The sequence below is a fragment of the Actinomyces sp. HMSC08A09 genome (assembly GCF_001807465.1).
Taxonomy (GTDB): domain Bacteria; phylum Actinomycetota; class Actinomycetes; order Actinomycetales; family Actinomycetaceae; genus Actinomyces; species Actinomyces oris.
In genome coordinates, this window is record NZ_KV789074.1 from 47,278 (window position 1) to 67,109 (window position 19,832).

Genomic DNA, 19,832 nt, shown 5'->3' on the forward strand with positions numbered 1-19,832 from the left:
CATCGCCCCGTGAGCTCCCCGCTTCTGAGGACGTGGCCGGCGGCTGCGTTCCCGGCCCGCCTGAGAGTGTCATCCGCCTTCTCGAGGGGGACTCGGCGCGCGCTCGCGGTGGTCACAGCGGAGTGACAGGAGATTCTCACTGAGCTTGCGACACATGTGGTGTGAACTGTCGAGATCAATCGTCGACTCTGCTGCGCTGTGCTCATAGTGTTGGCACATGCCCGCTCCTGTCCCCTCGCGCCACTCCAAGGACGATGCCCCCGTCTCCGCCCTGAGTCGCGCTCAGCTCCTCGATGTCCTGTCCGACCTGGTCCGGGACCTCGAGCGCCTCGACCTGGCCCTGAGTGCCGACGGCATCGAGGCTGCGCGCACGTTGCGCGACGGTCTCATCGGGCAGGTCCGTGACCAGGTCGTTCCCCGCCTCCAGGATGCTGATGTTCCCTCCATCGTGGTGGTTGGGGGATCCACGGGAGCCGGGAAGTCCACGCTCGTCAACTCCGTGCTCGGCCAGGAGGTCTCAGTCGCCGGAGTACTCCGGCCCACCACTCGAACCCCGGTCCTGGTGGCCAATCCTGAGGATATGGACTCGCTGTCCGAGCACCCTCTGACCCAGGTCTGCCGCCAGGAGGTCTCCGCTGCCATTCCGGCCGGCCTGGCCCTGATCGATGCCTCGGACCTGGACTCCGTGCACGAGGCCAACCGGGCTCTGGCCGGCAGGCTGCTGGAGGCCGCCGACCTGTGGCTCTTCGTCACCACCGCGGCGCGTTACGGCGACCAGACGCCGTGGACGACGCTGGAGGAGGCCGCGCGCCGCGAGACCCCCATCGGCGTGGTTCTCAACCGGGTACCGGCGAAGATCCTGCCCGAGGTGCGTCGGGATCTCATTACCCGCCTGCAGGGGCTGGGGCTGTCGGAGGCACCCTTCTTCGTCGTCCCGGATGCCGGGCCGCACGAGGGGCTCCTGTCGGATGACGGCGTCAGCGAGCTGCGTGACTGGCTGCAGCTCCTCGCCGGGCGTCACCGTGCAGCCGGTCTCGTGCGGCGCACCGGCAGGGGGGTGTGGAGCACTCTGCGCGCCGACCTGGAGCGCCTGGCCGACGACGTCGACGCCCAGGACGCGGTGGCCCAGGAGCTGGAGAGGACGTGCCAGGAGCTGAGGGAGACCGCCATTGAGGCGCTGAGCGCTGACATCAGGGCCGGTTCTGCAGGCCAGGGCGCCACCGCCACCCGGTGGATCACCCTGGCCTCCTCCGGAGGCCCCCTGGCCTCGCTGGCCCAGGGAGGCAGGCTGCGCAGAGGATTCCTGGGGCGGGCGGACAAGGCCCGGGCCGAGGGGCTCTCCCAGCTGGCCACCGATGCCCGCGAGGCCCTGGCCAACCAGCTCCAGGCCGCCATGATCGCCTTGAGCGCCGAGGCTCGTAGGGCCTGGGCCGAAGCGGGGGCCGAGGAGCATGCCCGTAGGCTCCTGGGGCAGGGTGATGACGCAGCCGCGACCATTGAGGCCTGGGTCGGCTACCTGGAGGCCAACATCGAGAACCCGCAGGACATCCGTAGACTGAGCCCCGGTAGTGTCATCGACCTCCTCATCTCCGCGGCAGCCGGTGTCGACGGGGCTGTTGCAGCCGCCAGACGCCTGGGACTGGAGGAGCAGACCGCTCAGGCCAGTGCTCTCCTGGTGGAAGCGGTCACCGAAGCGCTGACTGCCACAGTCCCCAAGGGGGCGGCCACCTCGCTGGCCCCCGCCCCTGGGTTCGCCGCTGCGCTGCGTCTGCGCTCGGGCGAGCTCAAGCCCTTTACCCGTCCCGGAGCCACAGCATGAGCCATTCCGAATCCGTCCCCTCCACCTCCTCGGCGCACAGAGGGTTCGAGGTGCTCGACGCCGAGCACCTCGATGCCCGTCTCAGCGCGATTCGGGAGGCGCTGCGCCTGTGCCCCACGGAGGTTCCGGCCTCCCTGTCGATCCCTGCTCACAAGGCACTTGATGCCGTGGCCCAGCGTCTGGCGCTGGGAGTGGATCACACCGTCGTCGCGCTCTTCGGGGGCACCGGCTCGGGCAAGTCGTCGCTGTTCAACGCCTTGACTCAGCTGAACTTCGCGGATGTCGGCGCGCGTCGCCCCACGACGTCGCGGGCCGCCGCCTGCTCCTGGGGTGACGACGCCGGCCCGCTCCTGGACTTCCTCGGGGTCTCCTCGGAACGGCGAATCCGGAGGGACTCGATCCTCGACGGCGAGGACCAGGGCTCCATGGCCGGTCTGGTCCTGCTCGACGTCCCCGACTACGACTCGGTGACGACGGAGCATTCCCTGCAGGTGGATCGCCTCGTTCCGCTGGCGGACATCCTCGTGTGGGTGGTCGATCCTCAGAAGTACGCCGACGCGGCCCTGCACGACGGCTACCTGCGCGGACTGGGTGCCCGCCAGGAGGACATGCTTGTCCTGGTCAACCAGGTGGATACCCTCCCGGAGAGCGGCTTGGCGAGTCTGCTCGACGACGTCGGGTCTCTTCTCAAGGACGACGGGCTCAGTCAGGTTCAGGTGCTCCCTGTCTCGGCCGTGCGCGGCGACAACCTCGACGTCGTGCGCAGCATGCTGCGCCAGCGCGTCGCCCGGGAGTCCAACGCGGCACGCACGGCCTCGGCCGAGCTCGACGCGATCACCCGTCGTCTGCGTCCCACGGTGGCTCGCAACAAGGTGGAGCTCGATGCCGAGCTCACCGAGGAGACCACCAAGGTGCTGCTGCAGGCTTCCGGCGCCCAGGCGGTGGAGGACTCGGTGAGGGCCGGGCTGTCCAGGGTGCTGCCCAGGGCGCTGGCCCGTCCCGAACCGCCCTCGCGCACCGCGGTGTCCTCGGCCCACTCCACCTGGGTCCACCGCACCTCGCAGGGGCTGCCGCCCACGTGGGCCCGGAGTCTGGAGGCCTCCGTCGCCTCCCCGGAGACCTTGGCGGGGCAGACCGCCGAGGCGGTCGGTTCAGTGGCGCTGCCGGGGCACCGCCAGCCACTGATCGACCTGCTGTGGTGGGGAGGCCTGCTCATGGTGCTCGGCGGGGTGTCGTGGCTGACCGCCTCCGTGGTGCGAGAGGGACTCGAGGTCCTGCACCGCAGCATCGAGATCGCCCCGGTCTGCCTCGTCGCCGTCGGACTCCTGGCGCTCCTGATCGCCACGGTGCGCCGGCGCAGCAGAGCGCGCCGTGAGGCGCAGCGCTATGGACAACGGGTGCGTGACCGCCTGGAGTCAGTGGTTGAGCGAGGACTGAGCCGGCCGGCTGGCAAGATTCTGGACAAGCACCGGGTGCTGCAATCGGCTTTGGGGCTCTAACCCGTCTGTGCAAGGCAGCCGTGTGGCCACAGCCCTGAGCCTGCCCTTCGGCGAGACAGAGGTGGGGACTGAGCGCGCGGCCGGCTGGGCACTTGAGGGACGGTCCGAGCACCGTTGTGGTGAAGGGGCGGCAGAGGGCCGCCCGCCCACAACTAAGGAGCCCCTCATGACTCGTCAGCTCGACCTCACCGTTCAGGGCGTCGTCGGAACCAATCCGGCCCTGTCCCGTGTCGGGGACAATGCCCGTCCCTACTGCCGTTTCCGCGTCGCCGTCACCCCCACCTACCGCACTGAGCAGGGCTGGAACAATGCCGAGACGATCTGGTTCACCGCCAAGGCGTGGGGCCAGCTCGCCGCCAATCTGAGCCACTCCCTGCGCAAAGGGGACGCAGTCCTGCTCACCGGACGCTTCTCCCAGGAGTCCTGGGAGAGCAACGGCAGGAAGCACGAGACCAACGTCATCACGCTTCAGGCCGCCGGTCATGACCTGACCAGAGGGGAGTCCCGCTTCGCGCGCGTCAGAGCCGCGGAGTCGGCGCCGTCGGCCTCCTCCGGGGCGGGAACCGGTGATGCCGAGCTCGAGCCTGGTGGCGAGGAGCGCGTCCCGTCGGATCACTGGGAGGTTGAGGCGGCGGCCTCAGGCGCCTCGGCTTCACCGGCCCCGGGGCCTGGAGACCCCCGAGAGTCCGCAGAGTCCACCGAGCTCAGTGAGTCCGCCGAGTCCACTGAGCCCACCGGGCTTGGTCAGTCCAGCGCGACGCACGCGCAGAGCCCTGAGCCCTTCGTCATCGATCCGGCCTGTGCGCGCACTGAGGATCAGACCGGGGAGCCGTGGCCCGTCTATGAGCTCGCCGATGATCTCGTCGAGCAGGCCCTCGGGGTCAGCTGATGTCGGAGTGCGCGCGCAGGAGGTAGTCCAGGTCCGCGGGATGGGCGACCTCGAGCACCTCGATGAGGATGCGGGTCACCAGGTCGGCGGTCTCGTCTGCGTCGGACAGCAGTCTGGCGAAGACGTGATGGTTCTCCTGCCAGCCGATCGCCCCCAGGATCCTGCGCTCGGTGGGGCCCAGTAGCACCCGTCCCTGCGCATCGAGCTCGGGCAGCGATACCTCGACGCCGTCGGAGCGGCCGACGAGGACCACGCCCGGCAGGTCCGGGGAGGGGGCCGGGGGAGTGACGAGGGACAGCCTCGTCAGCAGCTGCGACCAGCGCCCCTGGGGAACCAGCTCCTCGGGCTTGACCATGGGGAGCGGGGCAGTCAGCAGCAGGGTGCCGCCGGAGGGATCAATGGCGGCCTCGGCGGATTCTCCCCGCTGCGCGGGCGGCCTGCACACCTCGTCGAGGAACCGGGCCAGTGACGAGGTGAAGCCCGCCCAGGAACCCAGGTCGACGCGATCCTCGAAGGCACGTGTCAGCGCGGGCGATAGGGAGGTCTCACTCATGCTCCCAAGCCTAGGGTGCGTTGCCGGTCAGTGGTTGGAGCTTGGGGCTGTCGAGGTCTGGGATCACAGGAGGATCACGCCGCGTCCCGGCCATCACAAGCCACATCGACGCTGGGCGTGTCACGGCGGAAAAATGGCGTGTCGGCGCATACGGTGGCCACAACGCCATGAACCCGAGTGCCGTGCTCGGGGCGCAGCAGGGGAGCAACGAGCAGATGATCCGCTTCAACCACGTCTCGAAGGTCTATGACCGGGGGATGCGTCCGGCGCTCGACGACGTCGACATCAAGATCAATCGTGACGAGTTCGTGTTCCTTGTCGGCGCCTCGGGATCGGGCAAGTCGACCTTCCTGAGGCTGGTCATCCGGGAGGAGCGCCCCACCAAGGGACGCATCCACGTCCTGGGACGTGACCTGTCGAAGATCTCCTCGTGGAAGGTGCCCCAGCTGCGGCAGGAGATCGGCTTCGTCTTCCAGGACTTCCGGCTCCTGGAGAACAAGACCGTTCTGGAGAACGTGGCGCTGGCCTCCCAGGTCATCGGGAAGCCGCGCCACTACATCCTCTCCGCTGTGCCCGAGGCCCTCGATCTGGTGGGGCTGGCCGGTAAGGAGAGGCGCCTGCCGCACGAGCTCTCCGGGGGTGAGCAGCAGCGCGTGGCGATCGCCCGCGCCATGGTCAACCGGCCCAAGCTCCTCCTGGCTGATGAGCCCACCGGGAACCTGGACCCCTCGACGTCGGTCGGGATCATGCGTCTGCTCGACCGCATCAACCGGCAGGGGACCACGGTCGTCATGGCGACTCACGACGACGAGATCGTCGACCAGATGCGTAAACGCGTCATCGAGCTCAAGGGCGGCGAGGTCGTGCGCGACCAGGACCGCGGCGTCTACGGCTCGGACCGCTGAAGGAGAAGAACTGTGAGACTGCGTTTCGTCCTGTCGGAGACCGCCAAGGGCATGTACCGGAACCTGGCGATGACGGTGTCCGTGATTCTCGTTGCCTTCGTGTCACTGCTCTTCGTCGGGGCCTCGTCGCTGCTGCAGAGCCAGATCTCGACCATGAAGGGCGACTGGTACGACAAGGTCGAGGTCTCGGTCTACATGTGCCCCAAGTCCTCGGCCTCCTCCAACTGCGCCAACGGCGAGGCCACCGCCGCTCAGATCAGCGAGGTCGAGAACCTCATCACCAGCGGCGCCCCCTCCGGCTACGTCAAGTCCTACCAGATGGAGACCAAGGCCCAGGCCTATCAGAACTTCATGAAGGCCTACGCCAAGTCCGCCGTCGGGAGGAACGCGACGGAGGACATGATGCCCGTGTCCTTCCGCATCAAGCTCAAGGACGCCGAGAACTACAAGCTGGTGGCCGAGCAGTTCGAGGGGCACAGCGGCGTGGAGCGGGTGGTCGACCAGCGCTCCACCCTCGAGCCGCTCTTCCTCGTGATGAACCGGGCCTCCTGGATCACGGGAGGGCTGGCAACCATCATGGCGGTGGCCGCGGTGCTGCTCATCTCGACGACCATCAGGCTGTCGGCCATGTCCCGCTCCCGACAGACCGGGATCATGCGTCTGGTGGGGGCCTCGAACCTCTTCATCCAGCTGCCCTTCATCCTCGAAGGGGTCATCGCCGCCCTCACCGGGGCGATTCTTGCCGTGGCCACGTTGTGGCTGGGAGTCCGCTACGTCGTGGAGGGGTGGCTCGCCTCATCCATCTCCTTCACGAGCGCCTTCATCAGCACCAGGGATGTCCTCTTCCTGTCGCCCTGGCTGATCCTGGCCGCCATCGCCCTGGCCGCGGTCTCCTCCGCCCTATCGCTGTCCAAGTACACGAGGATCTGATCTCACATGCTGTCTTGTCTGTTCCTGCGCCGCTCACGCCGGCGTGCCGCAGTCTGCGCCCTGGCGGCCGCCAGCCTCGTCTTCTTCTACTCCGGGGACATCTCCCTGGCCGATGAGCGAGACGACGCCGTTGCCAAGCAGAACGAGGCGCAGCGCAAGCAGCAGCAGGTGATGTCCTCGCTGGAGGGGGTCAGCGCCGATCTGGGACAGGCATACATCTCGCTTCAGAATGCCCAGGCCTCCTTGAGTACCGCGGAGACCCAGTTGACCACCGCTGAGACGAATCTGGCCGCCAAGGAGAGGGAGCAGCAGATCGCCAGTGACCGCCTGACCACGGCGCAGAACAGCCTGGAGACGGTCAAGAAGGAGTCCGAGGCGTCCAAGAAGACGGCCGAGGAGACCTCCGACTCGGTGGCGGAGATCGTGGTGTCCACCTATCAGGGGGACAACTCGGTGACCTCCTGGAGCTATGTCCTCGCCTCGCAGGACGTCGAGGAGCTCAGCCAGCGCGCCTCAGCGGTTGAGATCGGCTCGGGAGTCCAGGAGGCGGTACTGTCCGCCGCCGAGGTCGAGCGTGCTCAGAACGCCAACCGTGAGGCCAGGCAGAATGCTGCCACCACGCGAGTCAGCACGCTCAAGACCGAGGCCGACACCGCCGAGGCGAACGCCAAGGCTGCCCGGGACGCGGCCAAGACCAAGCGGGACGAGGTCGCCAAGCTGGCTGCCCAGAAGAAGTCGGCCGCCGAGGCGCTGGAGAGCCGTAAGAGCGATCTGCAGTCCCAGCTCAACCAGGCCAACGCCGATGCGGCGGCAGCGGCCGCACGAGTCGCCCAGATCGACGCCGCCAACCGGGCCGCGGCCAGCGCCGGAACGATGCCCTCGGTCCCCGCCAGCTCGATCGGCGCCGACTCCCTGGGAAGCGGGTACATCGGGCACCCGATCACCGGCCCGCTCGAGGTGACCTCACCCTTCGGGTACCGCGTCCACCCGGTCACCGGTGTTGCCACAGGACACCAGGGGGTCGACTTCGCCGCGAGTGAGGGGACGCCCCAGTACGCGGCGGTCTCCGGAGTGGCCACCTACTGGGACTCCGAGTCTTGCGGCATCGGCATTGACATCAACGGTGGCATCATTGACGGGCACTCCTACGTCATCACCCTGTGCCACCTCTCCTCGCGCAGCATCGCCGACGGCCAGCAGGTCAAGCGCGGCGATGTCGTCGGCGCGACCGGCTCAACCGGCTACGCCACCGGTGCGCACGTCCACTTCCAGGTGGCCCAGGACGGGGCGTACATCGACCCGATGTCCCTGCCCGGCTTCTAGTCGGGTCGTTCTTGACGGGGCCCGTAGACTCCTGTCCCTGCGCGTCGTCGTGTCGCGCCACGATGCCCCGGTCGGGCTCGGCCCGCTCGGAGGGAACTCCGGGTCGTCCTGACATGGGAGCGCCAGCCATCCCGTACTCGTGAAAGGACAGGCCGATGACCCCTGCCTCCAAGTCCGCTCGGGCGCCCAAGCCAACGGCCGGGCAGAAGGCGAAGGCCGCCTCCGACGCCCACAAGACGGTGGCCCGCAACCGCAAGGCGACCCACGACTACTTCATCGAGGACCGCTACGAGGCGGGGCTGGTCCTCACCGGCACCGAGGTCAAGGCGCTGCGCATGGGGCGGGCCTCGCTGACCGAGGCCTGGATCGAGATCGACCGCCGTGGCGAGGCCTGGCTTCAGGGGGCGCATATCCCCGAGTACCTGCAGGGGACGTGGAACAACCACTCCCCGCGTCGCAAGCGCAAGCTGCTCCTGCACCGCAGCGAGCTGGAACGCCTCGCGACCAGGGTCCAGGCCAAGGGCTACACGGTGGTCCCGCTGGAGCTGTACTTCATCGGGGGACGCGCCAAGCTGGAGATCGCCCTGGCTCGGGGTAAGCAGGACTGGGACAAGCGTCAGGCGCTGCGTGAGGCGCAGGACAAGCGGGAGGCGGCCCGGGCCATGGCAGCCGCCAACCGGCGTCGGGGCTGAGGCAGGAGGGAGCAGGGCTCCGTGAGCGTTTCTACCTGCTGACCGGCCGCGTGAGGTATGGAGCAGTAGCCCTCAGTGCTCTCGTCTCCTGGTTCTGCTAGAGTGGCCTGGCTCTGCTGAGAGCGCGTTCCAGGTCTCCTGCGGGAGCCCGGTGACATGTCCATAGGGGATGATCGGTTTCGACGACGGTCGTAGGTTCAGGAGAAGCGGGTCGAGGATGCGCAGTCATCTCGTCAACGCTCTGCGCGAACCAATAGGTGCCGATAACACTCGCACCGCCTTCGCCCTCGCCGCCTGAGCGAGCCTCGAAGTCCGTCAGCCCGGGGAGCGCTTCCGCCCCGGTTCCTGGCGTCATCTAGGAAGCCACTGCTGAGAGCCCGTGTCGGTAGGGCTCTCGGGACTTTTCATCGACTGAGCCCGTCGGCGTCCTTGCTCGCGTGAGACGCCGGGGCCGAGAAAAACGCTAGCGAGCTGCACCCGGAGAAGTCCTGTTGTGCGGCCGTCGGACGGGGGTTCGATTCCCCCCATCTCCACCAGTACATGAGTTTCCAACGAATAATGCCCGCGGTTACCCGGTGAGGGTACAGGGCGGGTATCACGTTCGGGAACGCAGCACGGAGCCCCTACCACCCATTGCGGGTGGTAGGGGCTCCATTGTGTTGGGGTGGAAAGCGCCGCAGGGGGCCTTTGTTGGTTGTCTTAGGTGAGGACGGCGAGGAGTGGGGCGTAGTGGTCGGTGATGGCTTTGCGGTAGGCGGGGGTGTCTCCGGCGTGGGCGGCTTGGAGCATGGCTCGGTGGGCTTTGGCGGTGCTGGTGAGGTCTTCGAGCTTGGGGGCGTCCAGGAGGGGGACGGTGAGGGTGTGGATGGCCCAGAAGGCTTCGGTGAGGTGGAGGTAGAGGTGGTTGTCGAGGGGTTGGAGTAGGCGGGTGTGGAAGCAGCGGTCCTGGTCGGTGAAGAGCTTGCCTTGGGAGGCGAGGTGCTCGATGTTGTCGACGAGGGTGTTGAGCTCGGGGTCGTGGCGGTTGTGCCAGGCGTGGGTGACGGGTTCGGCCAGGGCGTTGTCGAGGGTGATGCGTACTTCGACGATGTCGCGTAGTCCGCGGTGGTCGTCTCCGGGGTTGAGGAGGCCTTTGAAGATGAGGGACTCGACCATGGGGCGCATGGAGACTTGGCCGACGAACATTCCGTGTCCGTGGCGTACTTCGACGATGTCGAGGGCGACGAGGGTGCGGACGGCCTCTCGGACGGAGGAGCGGGATACTCCCAGGTCAGTGCACAGCTGGGACTCCGTGGGCAACGCATCGCCCATCTGCAGACCGGAGCGCAGGATGTAGTTCTTGATCTCCGTCATCGTGGCCTCCGCCTGGGTAGTGGGCGACGCCATCAGCGTGGAGTAGGGGCCATGAGGGATGATTGGCTCATCGACTGCGGGCGTGAGGTTCATCTCTTTTCCTGCGGTGGTGGGTGCTTGCGGTGCGGAGGCTCTGTTCATGGTGCTGCTCTTCTTGGTGTTGGCCACGGTTCTTGCTCTGTCAATCATTGTTGGTCACTACGATGTGATTCCGCTCGTCGAACGACTCGCCCCAGCGGTGGGGCGGCAGTTCGCGAACGCCTTGCCTGCGAGGTCGTGAGTGGTCTGGACGCCCTGACTTCTGCTACAGTCATCCTACCAACGTCAGACATAAGACGTCAGACATCAGGAGAGAATCAATGGCGATCACGACTCCGGCCGGCTCCAGCCGCCGGGACTTCATCAGGCTGACCGGCACCCTCGGAATGGCTGCTGGTCTGGCTGTCAGCCTTGCGGCCTGCGGCGGTAAGGGCAAGACCGCGGGTGGCGCAAAGGCCAGTGGTATGGCTACCGATCAGGAGGTCACTCATAAGGACGGTGTCATCACCGCAGGTATTTCCTACGAGCTGGGCACCAACGGCTACGACCCGATGACGACGTCGTCGGCTCTGACGGTCGCTGCCAACTGGCACACCCTGGAGGGGCTCACCGAGCTTCACCCGGCCACCCGCGAGGTGTACGCGGCTCTGGCGGCGGAGATGCCCAAGAAGGTGGACGACACCACCTATGAGGTCGCGCTGCGTAAGGACGCGAAGTTCTCTGACGGCTCGGCCGTGACTGCCGACGACGTCGTCTTCTCCTTCACGCGCGTGCTCGACCCGGCCAACAAGTCGCTGTACTCGCAGTTCCTTCCCTTCATCGACAAGGTGGAGGCCAAGGACGCAGGCACGGTGACCATCAAGCTCAAGTACGCCTTCTCCCTGGTGGCCGAGCGTCTGAGCGTCGTCAAGATCGTCCCCAAGGCGGTTGTCGAGGCGGACGCCAAGAAGTTCGACATGAACCCCGTCGGAAGCGGTCCGTACAAGATGACCGACAACGGTGCCGCCAGCCAGAAGCTCGTCTTCGAGCGTAACGACAAGTACAACGGTCCTCGCCCGGCGCTGGCCAAGTCCATGACCTGGCAGGTCCTGCCTGACGACACCACTCGCACCAACGCGATGACCTCTGGCTCCGTGCAGGCCATCGACGCCGTCCCGGCGGCCAACCTCAAGACGCTCAAGGGCCCGGTCAAGGTGGCAGCGCAGCAGGGCTTCGGACTGCTCTTCGCCATGTTCAACAACACCACCTTCTCCAACGTCAAGGCGCGCCAGGCGGTGCTCTACGCGCTGGACTACGCCAAGATCTGCGACACCGGCATGGCCGGTCTGGCGACGCCGGCTACCTGCTTCGTTCAGGACGGGCACCCCGCGTACAAGAAGGCCAAGACGGTCTACTCCAAGGACGCGGCCAAGGCCAAGTCGCTCCTGTCGGAGGCCGGCATCACAACCATCAACCTGCTGTGCACGGACCACGGCTGGTTCTCCGCCGTCAGGCCCATCATCCGTGAGAACCTCGAGGCCCTGGGCGTGACGGTCAAGTACGACGAGAAGAAGTCTGCGGACACCTACTCCTTCATCGACTCCGGGCAGGGGGCGTGGGACGTGCTCATCGCTCCTGGGGACCCCTCGGTCTTCGGCAATGACGCGGACCTGCTCATGCGCTGGTGGTACAGCGGTGACGTGTGGACCGAGAGTCGGATGCACTGGAAGGGCTCGGAGAGCCAGGTCGCGGTCCAGAAGCTGCTCGATGAGGCGGTCAAGCTGGAGGGTGACAAGCAGGTCGCCAAGTGGCAGGAGATCTTCGACAAGCTCTCTGAGGACGTTCCGCTCTACCCGATCTTCCACCGCAAGGCTCCGACGGCCTACGACTCGACAACGTTGGAGAACTTCAAGCCGATCGCGCTGACCGGCCTGTCCTTCGTGGGGACGGGTTCGACCAAGTCCTGAGACTCGCGTGCGGGCGGTGTGGCAGTCGCTGGAGGTTGCTGCACCGCCCGTGTCGTGCTCGGGGTGTCAGTGTGTCCGAGGCGAAAGCAACGGACTTGCAATCTGACGTCAGACGTCAGACAATCGGAATGGCGGCTGGCTCTGCGGCTGCCACGTGACCCAGCCGCCCTCAAAAGGCGGCAGGACGCTAACGCAAAGGAGCATTTCAGTGTCCAACCTCATCCGCCTGATCGGACGGCGCTTGGTCGCGCTGCCGGTCATGGTGCTGGGCGTGACGCTGCTCGTCTTCATCGTCATGTCGTTCTCCTCGGCAGACCCGGCGCGTCTTGCGCTGGGTGAGTCGGCCACGCCAGACGCCCTCGAGCAGTACCGAGCCGCCCATCATCTCAACGACCCTCTTCTCAAGCGGTTCTGGGAGTACCTCCTGGGCCTCATCCATGGTGATCTCGGCACCTCCTTCACCGGAGCCAAGATTTCCGACATGGTGGCCGCGGCCTTCCCGATCACGCTCCAGCTGACCTTCATTGGAATCTTCGTGGCCGTCATCCTGGCCACGATCCTGGGAATCATCGCGGCCCTCTACCGCGACAAGTGGCAGGACCAGGTCATCCGCGTCATCTCCATCGCCTGCCTGGCCACCCCGTCCTTCTGGCTCGCCCTGCTGCTCATCCAGTGGTTCTCCGACATTCCGGGCGGAACGGGGACCTTCCCCGCGCTGGTGTCCGAGTGGGTTCCCTTCAGTGAGGATCCCGGAACGTACCTCAACCAGATCTTCCTGCCGGCACTGGCCATCGCAGTTCCCAACACCGGCTCGCTCACCCGCGTGGTGCGTACTGCCATGGTCGAGGAGCTCGACCGCGACTACGTGCGCACCGCTATCGGCGGCGGTGTTCCCAAGAACGTCGTCGTGGCCCGCAACGTGCTGCGCAACGCGCTCATCACTCCGCTGACCGTGCTGGGCCTGCGCATCGGCTACGCCATGGGAGGCGCCGTCGTCATCGAGATGATCTTCAACATCAAGGGGATGGGACAGCTCATCTTCCAGGGCATCACCCGTAACGATGTGAACATCGTCCAGGGCGTCTCCATCACGGTGGCACTGGCCTTCATCATCATCAACATCGTCGTTGACATGCTCTACGTCCTCGTCAACCCACGAATCAGGAGCATCTGATGCTGCACCGCTCCACACTGGATAAGGCCTCGCGGCCCGGGCTGCGCTTCCAGGGCTGGAAGGCGCTGCCTGTCGGCTCAAAGATCGCCATCATCGTGCTGGGCCTCATCGCCCTGATCGCCATCCTGGCTCCCGTCATCGCCCCCTACTCTCCCGGTGCTACCGGGCTGGCGGAGACGAAGACGACCTCCTACATCGAGGGCGTCGGTGAGGTGACCTCCTCCGATCCGGTCGTCGCCCCCTCCGCGTCCCACCTGTTCGGGACGGACGGCACCGGTCGTGACATCTTCTCCCGCGCTGTCTACGGCGCCAGGGTCTCGCTGGTCGTGGGCCTGACGGCCACGGGGCTGGCCCTGGTGGTGGCCGCGGTCCTCGGGGCCGTCGCCGCCACGTCGCGCAAGTGGATCGCTGAGACCCTCATGCGCGTGCTCGACGTCGTCATGTCCTTCCCCGGCATCGCTCTGGCGGCCGTCCTCGTCTCGGCGATGTCGACCCGCCTGCCGATGCTGCCGGTCATCATCGTCTCCATCGGCATCCTCTACATCCCCCAGCTCACCCGCGTGGTGCGCGCCAACATCATCTCCCAGTTCGGGGAGGACTATGTGGCCGCCTCCAAGGTGATGGGGGCGCCGGTGCCGTGGATCCTGCTCAAGCACGTGGCCCGCAACTGCATCGCCCCGATCATGGTCTTCGCAACCGTCCTGGTGGCCGACGCGATCGTCTTCGAGGCCTCGCTGTCCTTCATCGGTGCGGGCATCAAGTCCGTCAACACCCCGACCTGGGGCAACATGCTCTCCGAGGGCAAGGAGCTGCTCCTGTCGGGCCACTGGTGGCCGACCTTCTTCCCCGGCCTGCTCATTCTCATCACCACCCTGTGCCTCAACGTCCTGTCCGAGGGACTGACCGATGCGATGGCCTCGCCGCGCATCAAGGCCAAGCCCGATGTTCAGGCCGATGAGGAGGCCATGGAGGCTCAGGAGACCCTGAACGCCTGGGACGACGCCGCTGAGGCGGTGGTCGCCAACGCCTCCGTCGCCGACGGGGACGACGCCACGAATGGGTTCAGCTCACTGACCGGCGTCGCCGCCCCGGCAACCGAGGATGTTCCTCTGTCCGAGCGGCTCAGCTCCCTGCGGGTGGCCGAGCTCGCCCGGCGAGACCGCCTGGTTTACGAGGACACTGGCGAGGACCCGGTTCTGGAGGTCAAGAACCTCACGATCGCCTTCCCCGAGCAGCACGGTGAGGTCAACATCGTCGATGGCGTCTCCTTCTCCGTGCGTCCGGGCGAGACCATGGGCCTGGTGGGGGAGTCCGGCTGCGGTAAGTCCATCAGCTCGATGGCCGTCATGGGGCTGCTGCCTCCCTCGGCCCGTATCTCCGGTGAGATCCTCTTCAAGGGACGCAACATCCTTGAGATGACGCCGGCCGAGCACAACGCGCTGCGTGGTCACGAGATGAGCATGGTCTACCAGGATGCTCTGTCCTCACTGAACCCCTCCATGCTCATCCGCACCCAGATGGCCCAGCTCAGTGCGCGCGGAGGCACTCGCAGTGCCGAGGAGCTGCTCGAGCTGGTGGGACTCGACCCCAAGCGCACGCTGCGCAGCTACCCGCACGAGCTCTCCGGCGGCCAGCGTCAGCGTGTCCTCATCGCCATGGCGCTGACCCGAGACCCCTCCCTGGTCCTGGCCGACGAGCCGACGACCGCGCTGGACGTGACCGTTCAGAAGCAGGTCATCGACCTGCTCAACGAGCTGCGTGAGAAGCTCGGCTTCGCGATGGTCTTCGTCTCGCACGACCTGGCCCTCGTGGCCAAGCTGGCGCACCGGATCACCGTGATGTACGCGGGCCAGGTGGTTGAGCAGGCGCCCACCAGCGAGCTGCTGGCCAACCCGGTTCACGAGTACACCCGGGGCCTCCTCGGCGCGGTGCTCTCCATCGAGTCCGGCTCCAAGCGACTCCACCAGGTGCGAGGGGTCGTCCCCTCACCCAGCGAGTTCGTCAAGGGCGACCGGTTCGCTCCGCGATCGTCCCACCCGACGGTTGGACTTGAGACCCGTCCGGTGCTCAAGCCCGTGCCGGGCACGACGGAGCACAGCTACGCCATCACCCCCGAGCTCGAGGCTCTGCTCGCGAAGGAGAAGCACTGATGTCCCCCAACACGTCTGCATCGTCCTCATGGAGCGAGGACCAGCCGGTCGTCGAGCTCAGGAACGTCAATGTCATCCACAAGTCCCGCACCGGTGGCCTGTTCCACCCGGACACGGTTCACGCGGTCAACGACGTCTCGCTGAGCGTCAAGCGCGGAGAGACGCTGGGACTCGTGGGGGAGTCGGGTTGCGGCAAGTCCACCACGGCCCGAGTCATGGTGGGGCTGCAGCCGGTCACCTCCGGTGAGGTCATCTTCAAGGGTCGTCCCTTGGGGCGCTCGGCCTCGGACCGTCGCGATCTGGGACGCAGCATCTCGGTGGTCTTCCAGGACCCGGCCACGGCCCTCAACCCGCGCATGATCGTGCACGACGCGCTCATCGACCCGCTCAACGTCCACGGAATCGGGTCGCCCAAGGAGCGTGAGGCCAAGGTGCGCGACCTGCTCCACCTGGTCGGGCTGCCCCCCAGTGCACTCAACGTGCTGCCTCGGCAGATCTCCGGTGGTCAGCGCCAGCGCGTCGCCATCGCCCGAGCGCTCGCCCTGGACCCCGACATCATCGTGGCCGACGAGCCCACCTCCGCACTGGACGTCTCGGTGCGTGCCCAGGTGCTCAACCTCCTCCAGGACCTCAAGGCCTCCTTGGGACTGGGGCTGGTGTTCATCAGTCACGACATCAACACGGTGCGCTACGTCTCGGACCGGATCGCCGTCATGTACTTCGGCAAGATCCTCGAGCTCAACACCACTGAGGAGATCTTCAACAACCCTCAGGAGGAGTACACGCGCACTCTGCTGTCGGCAGTGCCCTCGCTGCTCGATGTCTGAGTAGACGGCCCCCGGTCGCAGCCGGCGGCGTCAGCGCCTTCAGGTGAGGGGTGGGCCCACTGGGGTCCGCCCCTCACCGGTACATCAGGTCGCAGGCAAACCCAGACATCGGGGTGGCGCCAACCGGGAGCATCTGCAACAATACCTCGTGACGTCAGATGTCAGACGTCCGATATCCTTTCAATGAAGAGAGTCACCACAATGGACAACCGTTTCACCGGCGTCATCCCGCCGGTCGTCACCCCTTTCACCGCCGCGGGCGAGGTTGACTTCGACAGCCTGGACAAGGTCGTCGAGCACCTCATCGCCGGTGGTGTCAACGGCCTGTTCGCCCTGGGGTCCTCCGGAGAGGTCGCTTACCTCACTGACGCCCAGCGCGACGCCGTCATCGAGCGGGTCGTCAAGACCGCGGCAGGACGCGTCCCGGTGCTCGCCGGTGCCATCGACACCACTGCCCACCGGGTCATTGACCAGGCTCGTCGGGCAGCCGCCCTGGGCGCCGAGGCGATCGTGGCCACCTGCCCGTTCTACGCGCTCAACGACGCGGAGGAGATCAAGGCCCACTTCCGCGCCATCGCCGCGGCCATCGACGTCCCCGTCTTCGCCTACGACGTCCCCGTGCGCCTCGGCGGCGCGAAGCTCGGTTGCGACCTGCTCGTCGAGCTGGGCAAGGAGGGCGTCCTGGCCGGTGTCAAGGACTCCTCCGGCAACGACGTCGCCTTCCGCAGGCTGGTGGCCGCCAACGAGGCCGCGGGCCACCCCCTGGCCCTTCTGACCGGCCACGAGTGCGTCGTCGACGGCATGCTGCTGCTGGGTGCCGACGGCCTCGTCCCCGGGTACGGCAACGTGGACCCGGTCCGCTACGCCGAGATGTGGAAGGCCTCCCGCCAGGGGGCGTGGGACGAGGTGCGCCGCCTCCAGGACGAGGTCTGCGCCGGCTTCGAGATCGTCTTCGTACCCCAGGGCCGTTCGGCCGACGCGACCGGTATCGGCGCCTTCAAGACCGCCATGGAGGCGATTGGGATTATCGCGACCAACGAGATGGCCTTCCCCGTCAAGGCTCTCGAGGGGGAGACCAAGGAGCGGGTCCTGGAGATCGTCAAGGCCCAGGGCCTCATCTGACGTCCCGGCGGCTGCATGGCCGGTGGTCGCGGCACCGACCGATCCGGGCATGCAGCCGCTGTGGCAGCGGCGAGGCCTAGAGCCTCGCACCAGGCGGCCTCCTGCGGCTGCCCCTCATTCATTCTTCACCCCGGTGCGCCAGCGCCCAGCATCCCGTCGGAGAGCGTCATGAGTCAGGATGTCCTCCCATCCACCCCCCTTGCCCCATCATCATCGTCGTCCGGTCAGGCCCCGCTCGTCGTCGGACTCGACCTGGGCGGCACCAAGATGGCCGCCGCACTGGTCGACTCCGGAGGGACCCTGCAAGGACCGGTGAGCTCCTGCCCGACCCCGGCTCACGAGGGCCCCACCGCCATGCTCAATGCCATCAGCGGCCTGATCGCGACGGTCGTCGAGACCGGAACGCACCAGGAGCCCGGCAAGGCCGCGGCGATCACGGCGGTCGGGATCGGTACCGCCGGCGTCGTCGACGTCGAGCGGGGGACCATCCTGTCGGCCACTGACGCCATCACCGGATGGGCCGGCACGCAGGTCGCTGCCGGCGTTCGCGAGCGGCTCGCCGCCCAGGGGCTGGGTGAGCTGCCGATCCACGTCGAGAACGACGTCGACGCCTACGCCGCCGGAGAGGCCTGGCTCGGTGCCGGCACCGGGGCCGAGGTCGTCCTCATGGTGGCGGTGGGTACCGGGGTCGGCGGCGCCCTCGTCCTCGATGGGCGAACCCGCAGGGGCGCCCATCATGTGGCCGGCGAGATCGGCCACGTCCCCGTCCCCGGGGCCCAGGGCGAACCCTGCACCTGCGGCAGGACGGGGCACCTGGAGGGCATCACCGCCGGACCCCAGATCCACCGCCGCTACCTGGACAAGGGCGGAGACCTCGACGTTCCCGACGCCCGCGGGGTTGAGGAGCGCGCCGCTGCCGGGGACGACATCGCCGCGGAGGTCTACCGCGACTCGGCCACCTGCCTGGGCAGAGCCCTGGCAGGACTGGTCACCGTGATCGACCCCGACGTCGTCGTCGTCTCCGGTGGCCTGGCCCGCGCCGGTGACCTGTGGTGGGAGCCCCTGCGGCAGACCTTCGCCGCAGAGATCATCGACCCCCTGGCTCCCATCAAGATCCTTCCCGCCACCCTGGGGACCACCGCGCCGATCGTCGGCGCGGCTCGCGGTGCCCTCGCCCTGGTTACCAGCAACGACAACCACCGCCCCTAGCCGCCGGGCTTGGGCGCCATCAGACAGGACACACCTATGACCGAGCAGTCATCTTCAGAGCCGTCAACGCAGGCGCAGGGCGCCACGGCGGGGGGACACCCCATCCTGGAACGCCTCAGGGGAGGGCTCATCGCCTCCGCCCAGGCCTACCCGGGCGAGCCCATGCGCGACCCCCGCACCATGGACCAGGTGGCCCAGGCATGCGTCGCCGGCGGCGCCGTCGGTATCCGTGCACAAGGACTGGCGGACCTGGCCCTCATCTGCCAGCACGTCGACGTCCCCGTCATCGGCCTGTGGAAGGACGGGCACGACGGCGTCTTCATCACCCCGACCCTCACCCACGCCATCGCCGTGGCCGCCACCGGAAGCCAGATCGTGGCACTGGACGGCACCCGGCGCCCCCGCCCCGACGGGCTGAGCCTGGCCCAGACCGTCGAGGGGCTGCGAGCGGCCCGCCCCGAGGTCCTCATCATGGCCGACTGCGGCTCCCTGGATGACGCCAAGGCCGCACAGGACGCGGGAGTGGACATCCTGGGGACCACCCTGGCCGGCTACACCGGGGAGCGTCCCAAGACCGACGGGCCCGACCTCGAGCTCGTCGACCAGGTCGCCGGCATCGCGGAGGTCCCGCTGGTGGTGGAGGGCAGGGTCCACACGCCCGCGCAGGCGGCCGCCGCCATGGAGCACGGCGCCTTCGCCGTCGTCGTCGGAACCGCCATCACCCACCCGACGACCATCACCTCGTGGTTCGCCAGCGCGCTGCCCGGTGCCCTGTGGAAGGAATGAGCGGAAGGGCGCAAGGAAACGGCGCCGTTCCGCGACTCGCTCCGTGTGTGACGGATGTGACTGCTGTGGCGCAAATGTGCGAATTGTTACTCGCTACCCAGCGCGACACTCCGGTCTGACCTGACAAACCCAAGGTTTTATGCGTAGCGTTGCCAGAAGTGGCACCACACAAGGGTGTCCGTCCACGATCGAGAGGGAAGACATGTCCGTCAACCGCACCGAGCTCATCGCCGCCATCGCCGAGAAGGCCGGCCTGACCAAGACCGACGCCGACGCCTTCCTGGGAGCCTTCCAGGATGTCCTCGTTGAGAACGTCGCCAAGGGTGAGGCCGTGAAGATCACCGGCCTCATGGGTATCGAGCGCGTCGAGCGTGCCGCACGCACTGGCCGCAACCCCCGCACCGGTGAGGAGATTCAGATCCCCGCCGGCTACGGTGTCAAGGTCACCGTCGGCTCCTCGCTGAAGAAGGCTGTCGCCGAGTGATACGTGGGGCCGCGCCCCTGATGTCCTGATTCCGGCCCGTTGCCGCCCAGTCGAGGCGTGGCAACGGGCCGAATCGTGTTCTCCAGCGGTTCCCTCCTCATCGGGCTGATGAAGCTCAGGGCGGTTCTCCGG

General features: G+C 67.3%; 17 protein-coding genes and 1 other RNA gene. 16 read left to right on the top strand and 2 right to left on the bottom strand.

Annotated features, from left to right (window positions below; genetic code table 11):
• Positions 1-217: 217 nt before the first annotated feature.
• The 3 genes from HMPREF3165_RS00240 to HMPREF3165_RS00250 all read left to right on the top strand — a co-directional run bounded on the left by HMPREF3165_RS00240 (position 218) and on the right by HMPREF3165_RS00250 (position 4,207).
• Complete coding sequence (locus tag HMPREF3165_RS00240) at positions 218-1,819, top strand: GTPase domain-containing protein (RefSeq protein WP_009747438.1); 1,602 nt, start codon at positions 218-220, stop codon at positions 1,817-1,819.
• On the top strand, positions 1,816-3,318 hold the full coding sequence (locus HMPREF3165_RS00245) for a GTPase (protein WP_070509865.1): 1,503 nt from the start codon (positions 1,816-1,818) through the stop codon (positions 3,316-3,318). Before HMPREF3165_RS00240 ends, HMPREF3165_RS00245 begins: the two co-directional genes overlap by 4 nt.
• Before the next feature lie 166 nt (positions 3,319-3,484).
• On the top strand, positions 3,485-4,207 hold the full coding sequence (locus HMPREF3165_RS00250) for a single-stranded DNA-binding protein (protein WP_070509866.1): 723 nt from the start codon (positions 3,485-3,487) through the stop codon (positions 4,205-4,207).
• Here the strand turns inward: HMPREF3165_RS00250 and HMPREF3165_RS00255 are convergent.
• Positions 4,200-4,760 carry a TY-Chap domain-containing protein gene (locus HMPREF3165_RS00255; protein WP_070509869.1) on the bottom strand — a complete coding sequence of 187 codons (561 nt, stop codon included), beginning with the start codon at positions 4,758-4,760 and terminating at the stop codon, positions 4,200-4,202. The genes HMPREF3165_RS00250 and HMPREF3165_RS00255 overlap by 8 nt on opposite strands.
• 215 nt (positions 4,761-4,975) lie before the next feature.
• Between HMPREF3165_RS00255 and ftsE the strand changes: the two genes are divergently transcribed.
• The 5 genes from ftsE to ssrA all read left to right on the top strand — a co-directional run bounded on the left by ftsE (position 4,976) and on the right by ssrA (position 9,146).
• The gene (gene ftsE / locus HMPREF3165_RS00260) at positions 4,976-5,665 is read left to right on the top strand and encodes a cell division ATP-binding protein FtsE (RefSeq protein WP_004565300.1); all 690 of its coding nucleotides are present in this window, start codon (positions 4,976-4,978) and stop codon (positions 5,663-5,665) included.
• A 12-nt stretch (positions 5,666-5,677) separates the two neighbouring features.
• Complete coding sequence (gene ftsX / locus HMPREF3165_RS00265; RefSeq protein ID WP_004565299.1) at positions 5,678-6,595, top strand: permease-like cell division protein FtsX; 918 nt, start codon at positions 5,678-5,680, stop codon at positions 6,593-6,595.
• A 6-nt stretch (positions 6,596-6,601) separates the two neighbouring features.
• Positions 6,602-7,918, top strand: a complete 1,317-nt coding sequence (locus HMPREF3165_RS00270) for a peptidoglycan DD-metalloendopeptidase family protein (RefSeq protein ID WP_070509872.1) — start codon at positions 6,602-6,604, stop codon at positions 7,916-7,918.
• Between the two features lie 155 nt (positions 7,919-8,073).
• Complete coding sequence (gene smpB, locus HMPREF3165_RS00275) at positions 8,074-8,610, top strand: SsrA-binding protein SmpB (RefSeq protein WP_070509874.1); 537 nt, start codon at positions 8,074-8,076, stop codon at positions 8,608-8,610.
• 165 nt (positions 8,611-8,775) lie between these two features.
• Positions 8,776-9,146: a transfer-messenger RNA gene (ssrA, locus tag HMPREF3165_RS00280) on the top strand.
• Positions 9,147-9,309: 163 nt separating this feature from the next.
• Here the strand turns inward: ssrA and HMPREF3165_RS00285 are convergent.
• Entirely contained in the window at positions 9,310-9,996 is a 687-nt protein-coding gene (locus HMPREF3165_RS00285; protein WP_370991883.1) for a FadR/GntR family transcriptional regulator, read from the bottom strand.
• A gap of 326 nt (positions 9,997-10,322) precedes the next feature.
• On the opposite strand from HMPREF3165_RS00285, the gene HMPREF3165_RS00290 reads away from it, so the two are divergent.
• From HMPREF3165_RS00290 to HMPREF3165_RS00325, 8 genes are all read left to right on the top strand, one after another.
• A complete protein-coding gene (locus HMPREF3165_RS00290) occupies positions 10,323-11,948 on the top strand; it encodes an ABC transporter substrate-binding protein (protein WP_070509880.1) in 1,626 nt (541 codons plus the stop codon).
• A 208-nt stretch (positions 11,949-12,156) separates the two neighbouring features.
• A complete protein-coding gene (locus HMPREF3165_RS00295) occupies positions 12,157-13,122 on the top strand; it encodes an ABC transporter permease (RefSeq protein ID WP_070509883.1) in 966 nt (321 codons plus the stop codon).
• Positions 13,122-15,272 carry a dipeptide/oligopeptide/nickel ABC transporter permease/ATP-binding protein gene (locus HMPREF3165_RS00300; protein ID WP_070509887.1) on the top strand — a complete coding sequence of 717 codons (2,151 nt, stop codon included), beginning with the start codon at positions 13,122-13,124 and terminating at the stop codon, positions 15,270-15,272. The genes HMPREF3165_RS00295 and HMPREF3165_RS00300 overlap by 1 nt, the downstream gene beginning before the upstream one ends.
• A complete protein-coding gene (locus HMPREF3165_RS00305) occupies positions 15,272-16,099 on the top strand; it encodes an ATP-binding cassette domain-containing protein (RefSeq protein WP_004565287.1) in 828 nt (275 codons plus the stop codon). The genes HMPREF3165_RS00300 and HMPREF3165_RS00305 overlap by 1 nt, the downstream gene beginning before the upstream one ends.
• A gap of 201 nt (positions 16,100-16,300) precedes the next feature.
• Positions 16,301-17,221 (top strand): dihydrodipicolinate synthase family protein, encoded by a 921-nt coding sequence (locus HMPREF3165_RS00310; protein WP_070509890.1) that lies wholly within the window; start codon positions 16,301-16,303, stop codon positions 17,219-17,221.
• Positions 17,222-17,389: 168 nt separating this feature from the next.
• Positions 17,390-18,430, top strand: a complete 1,041-nt coding sequence (locus HMPREF3165_RS00315) for an ROK family protein (RefSeq protein WP_070509893.1) — start codon at positions 17,390-17,392, stop codon at positions 18,428-18,430.
• Positions 18,431-18,466: 36 nt separating this feature from the next.
• Positions 18,467-19,216: an N-acetylmannosamine-6-phosphate 2-epimerase gene (locus HMPREF3165_RS00320; RefSeq protein WP_070509896.1), complete on the top strand. Its 750-nt coding sequence runs from the start codon at positions 18,467-18,469 to the stop codon at positions 19,214-19,216.
• 202 nt (positions 19,217-19,418) lie between these two features.
• Positions 19,419-19,700, top strand: coding sequence for an HU family DNA-binding protein (locus HMPREF3165_RS00325; protein WP_003783064.1), 282 nt, complete (start codon positions 19,419-19,421; stop codon positions 19,698-19,700).
• The last annotated feature ends 132 nt before the right edge of the window (positions 19,701-19,832 follow it).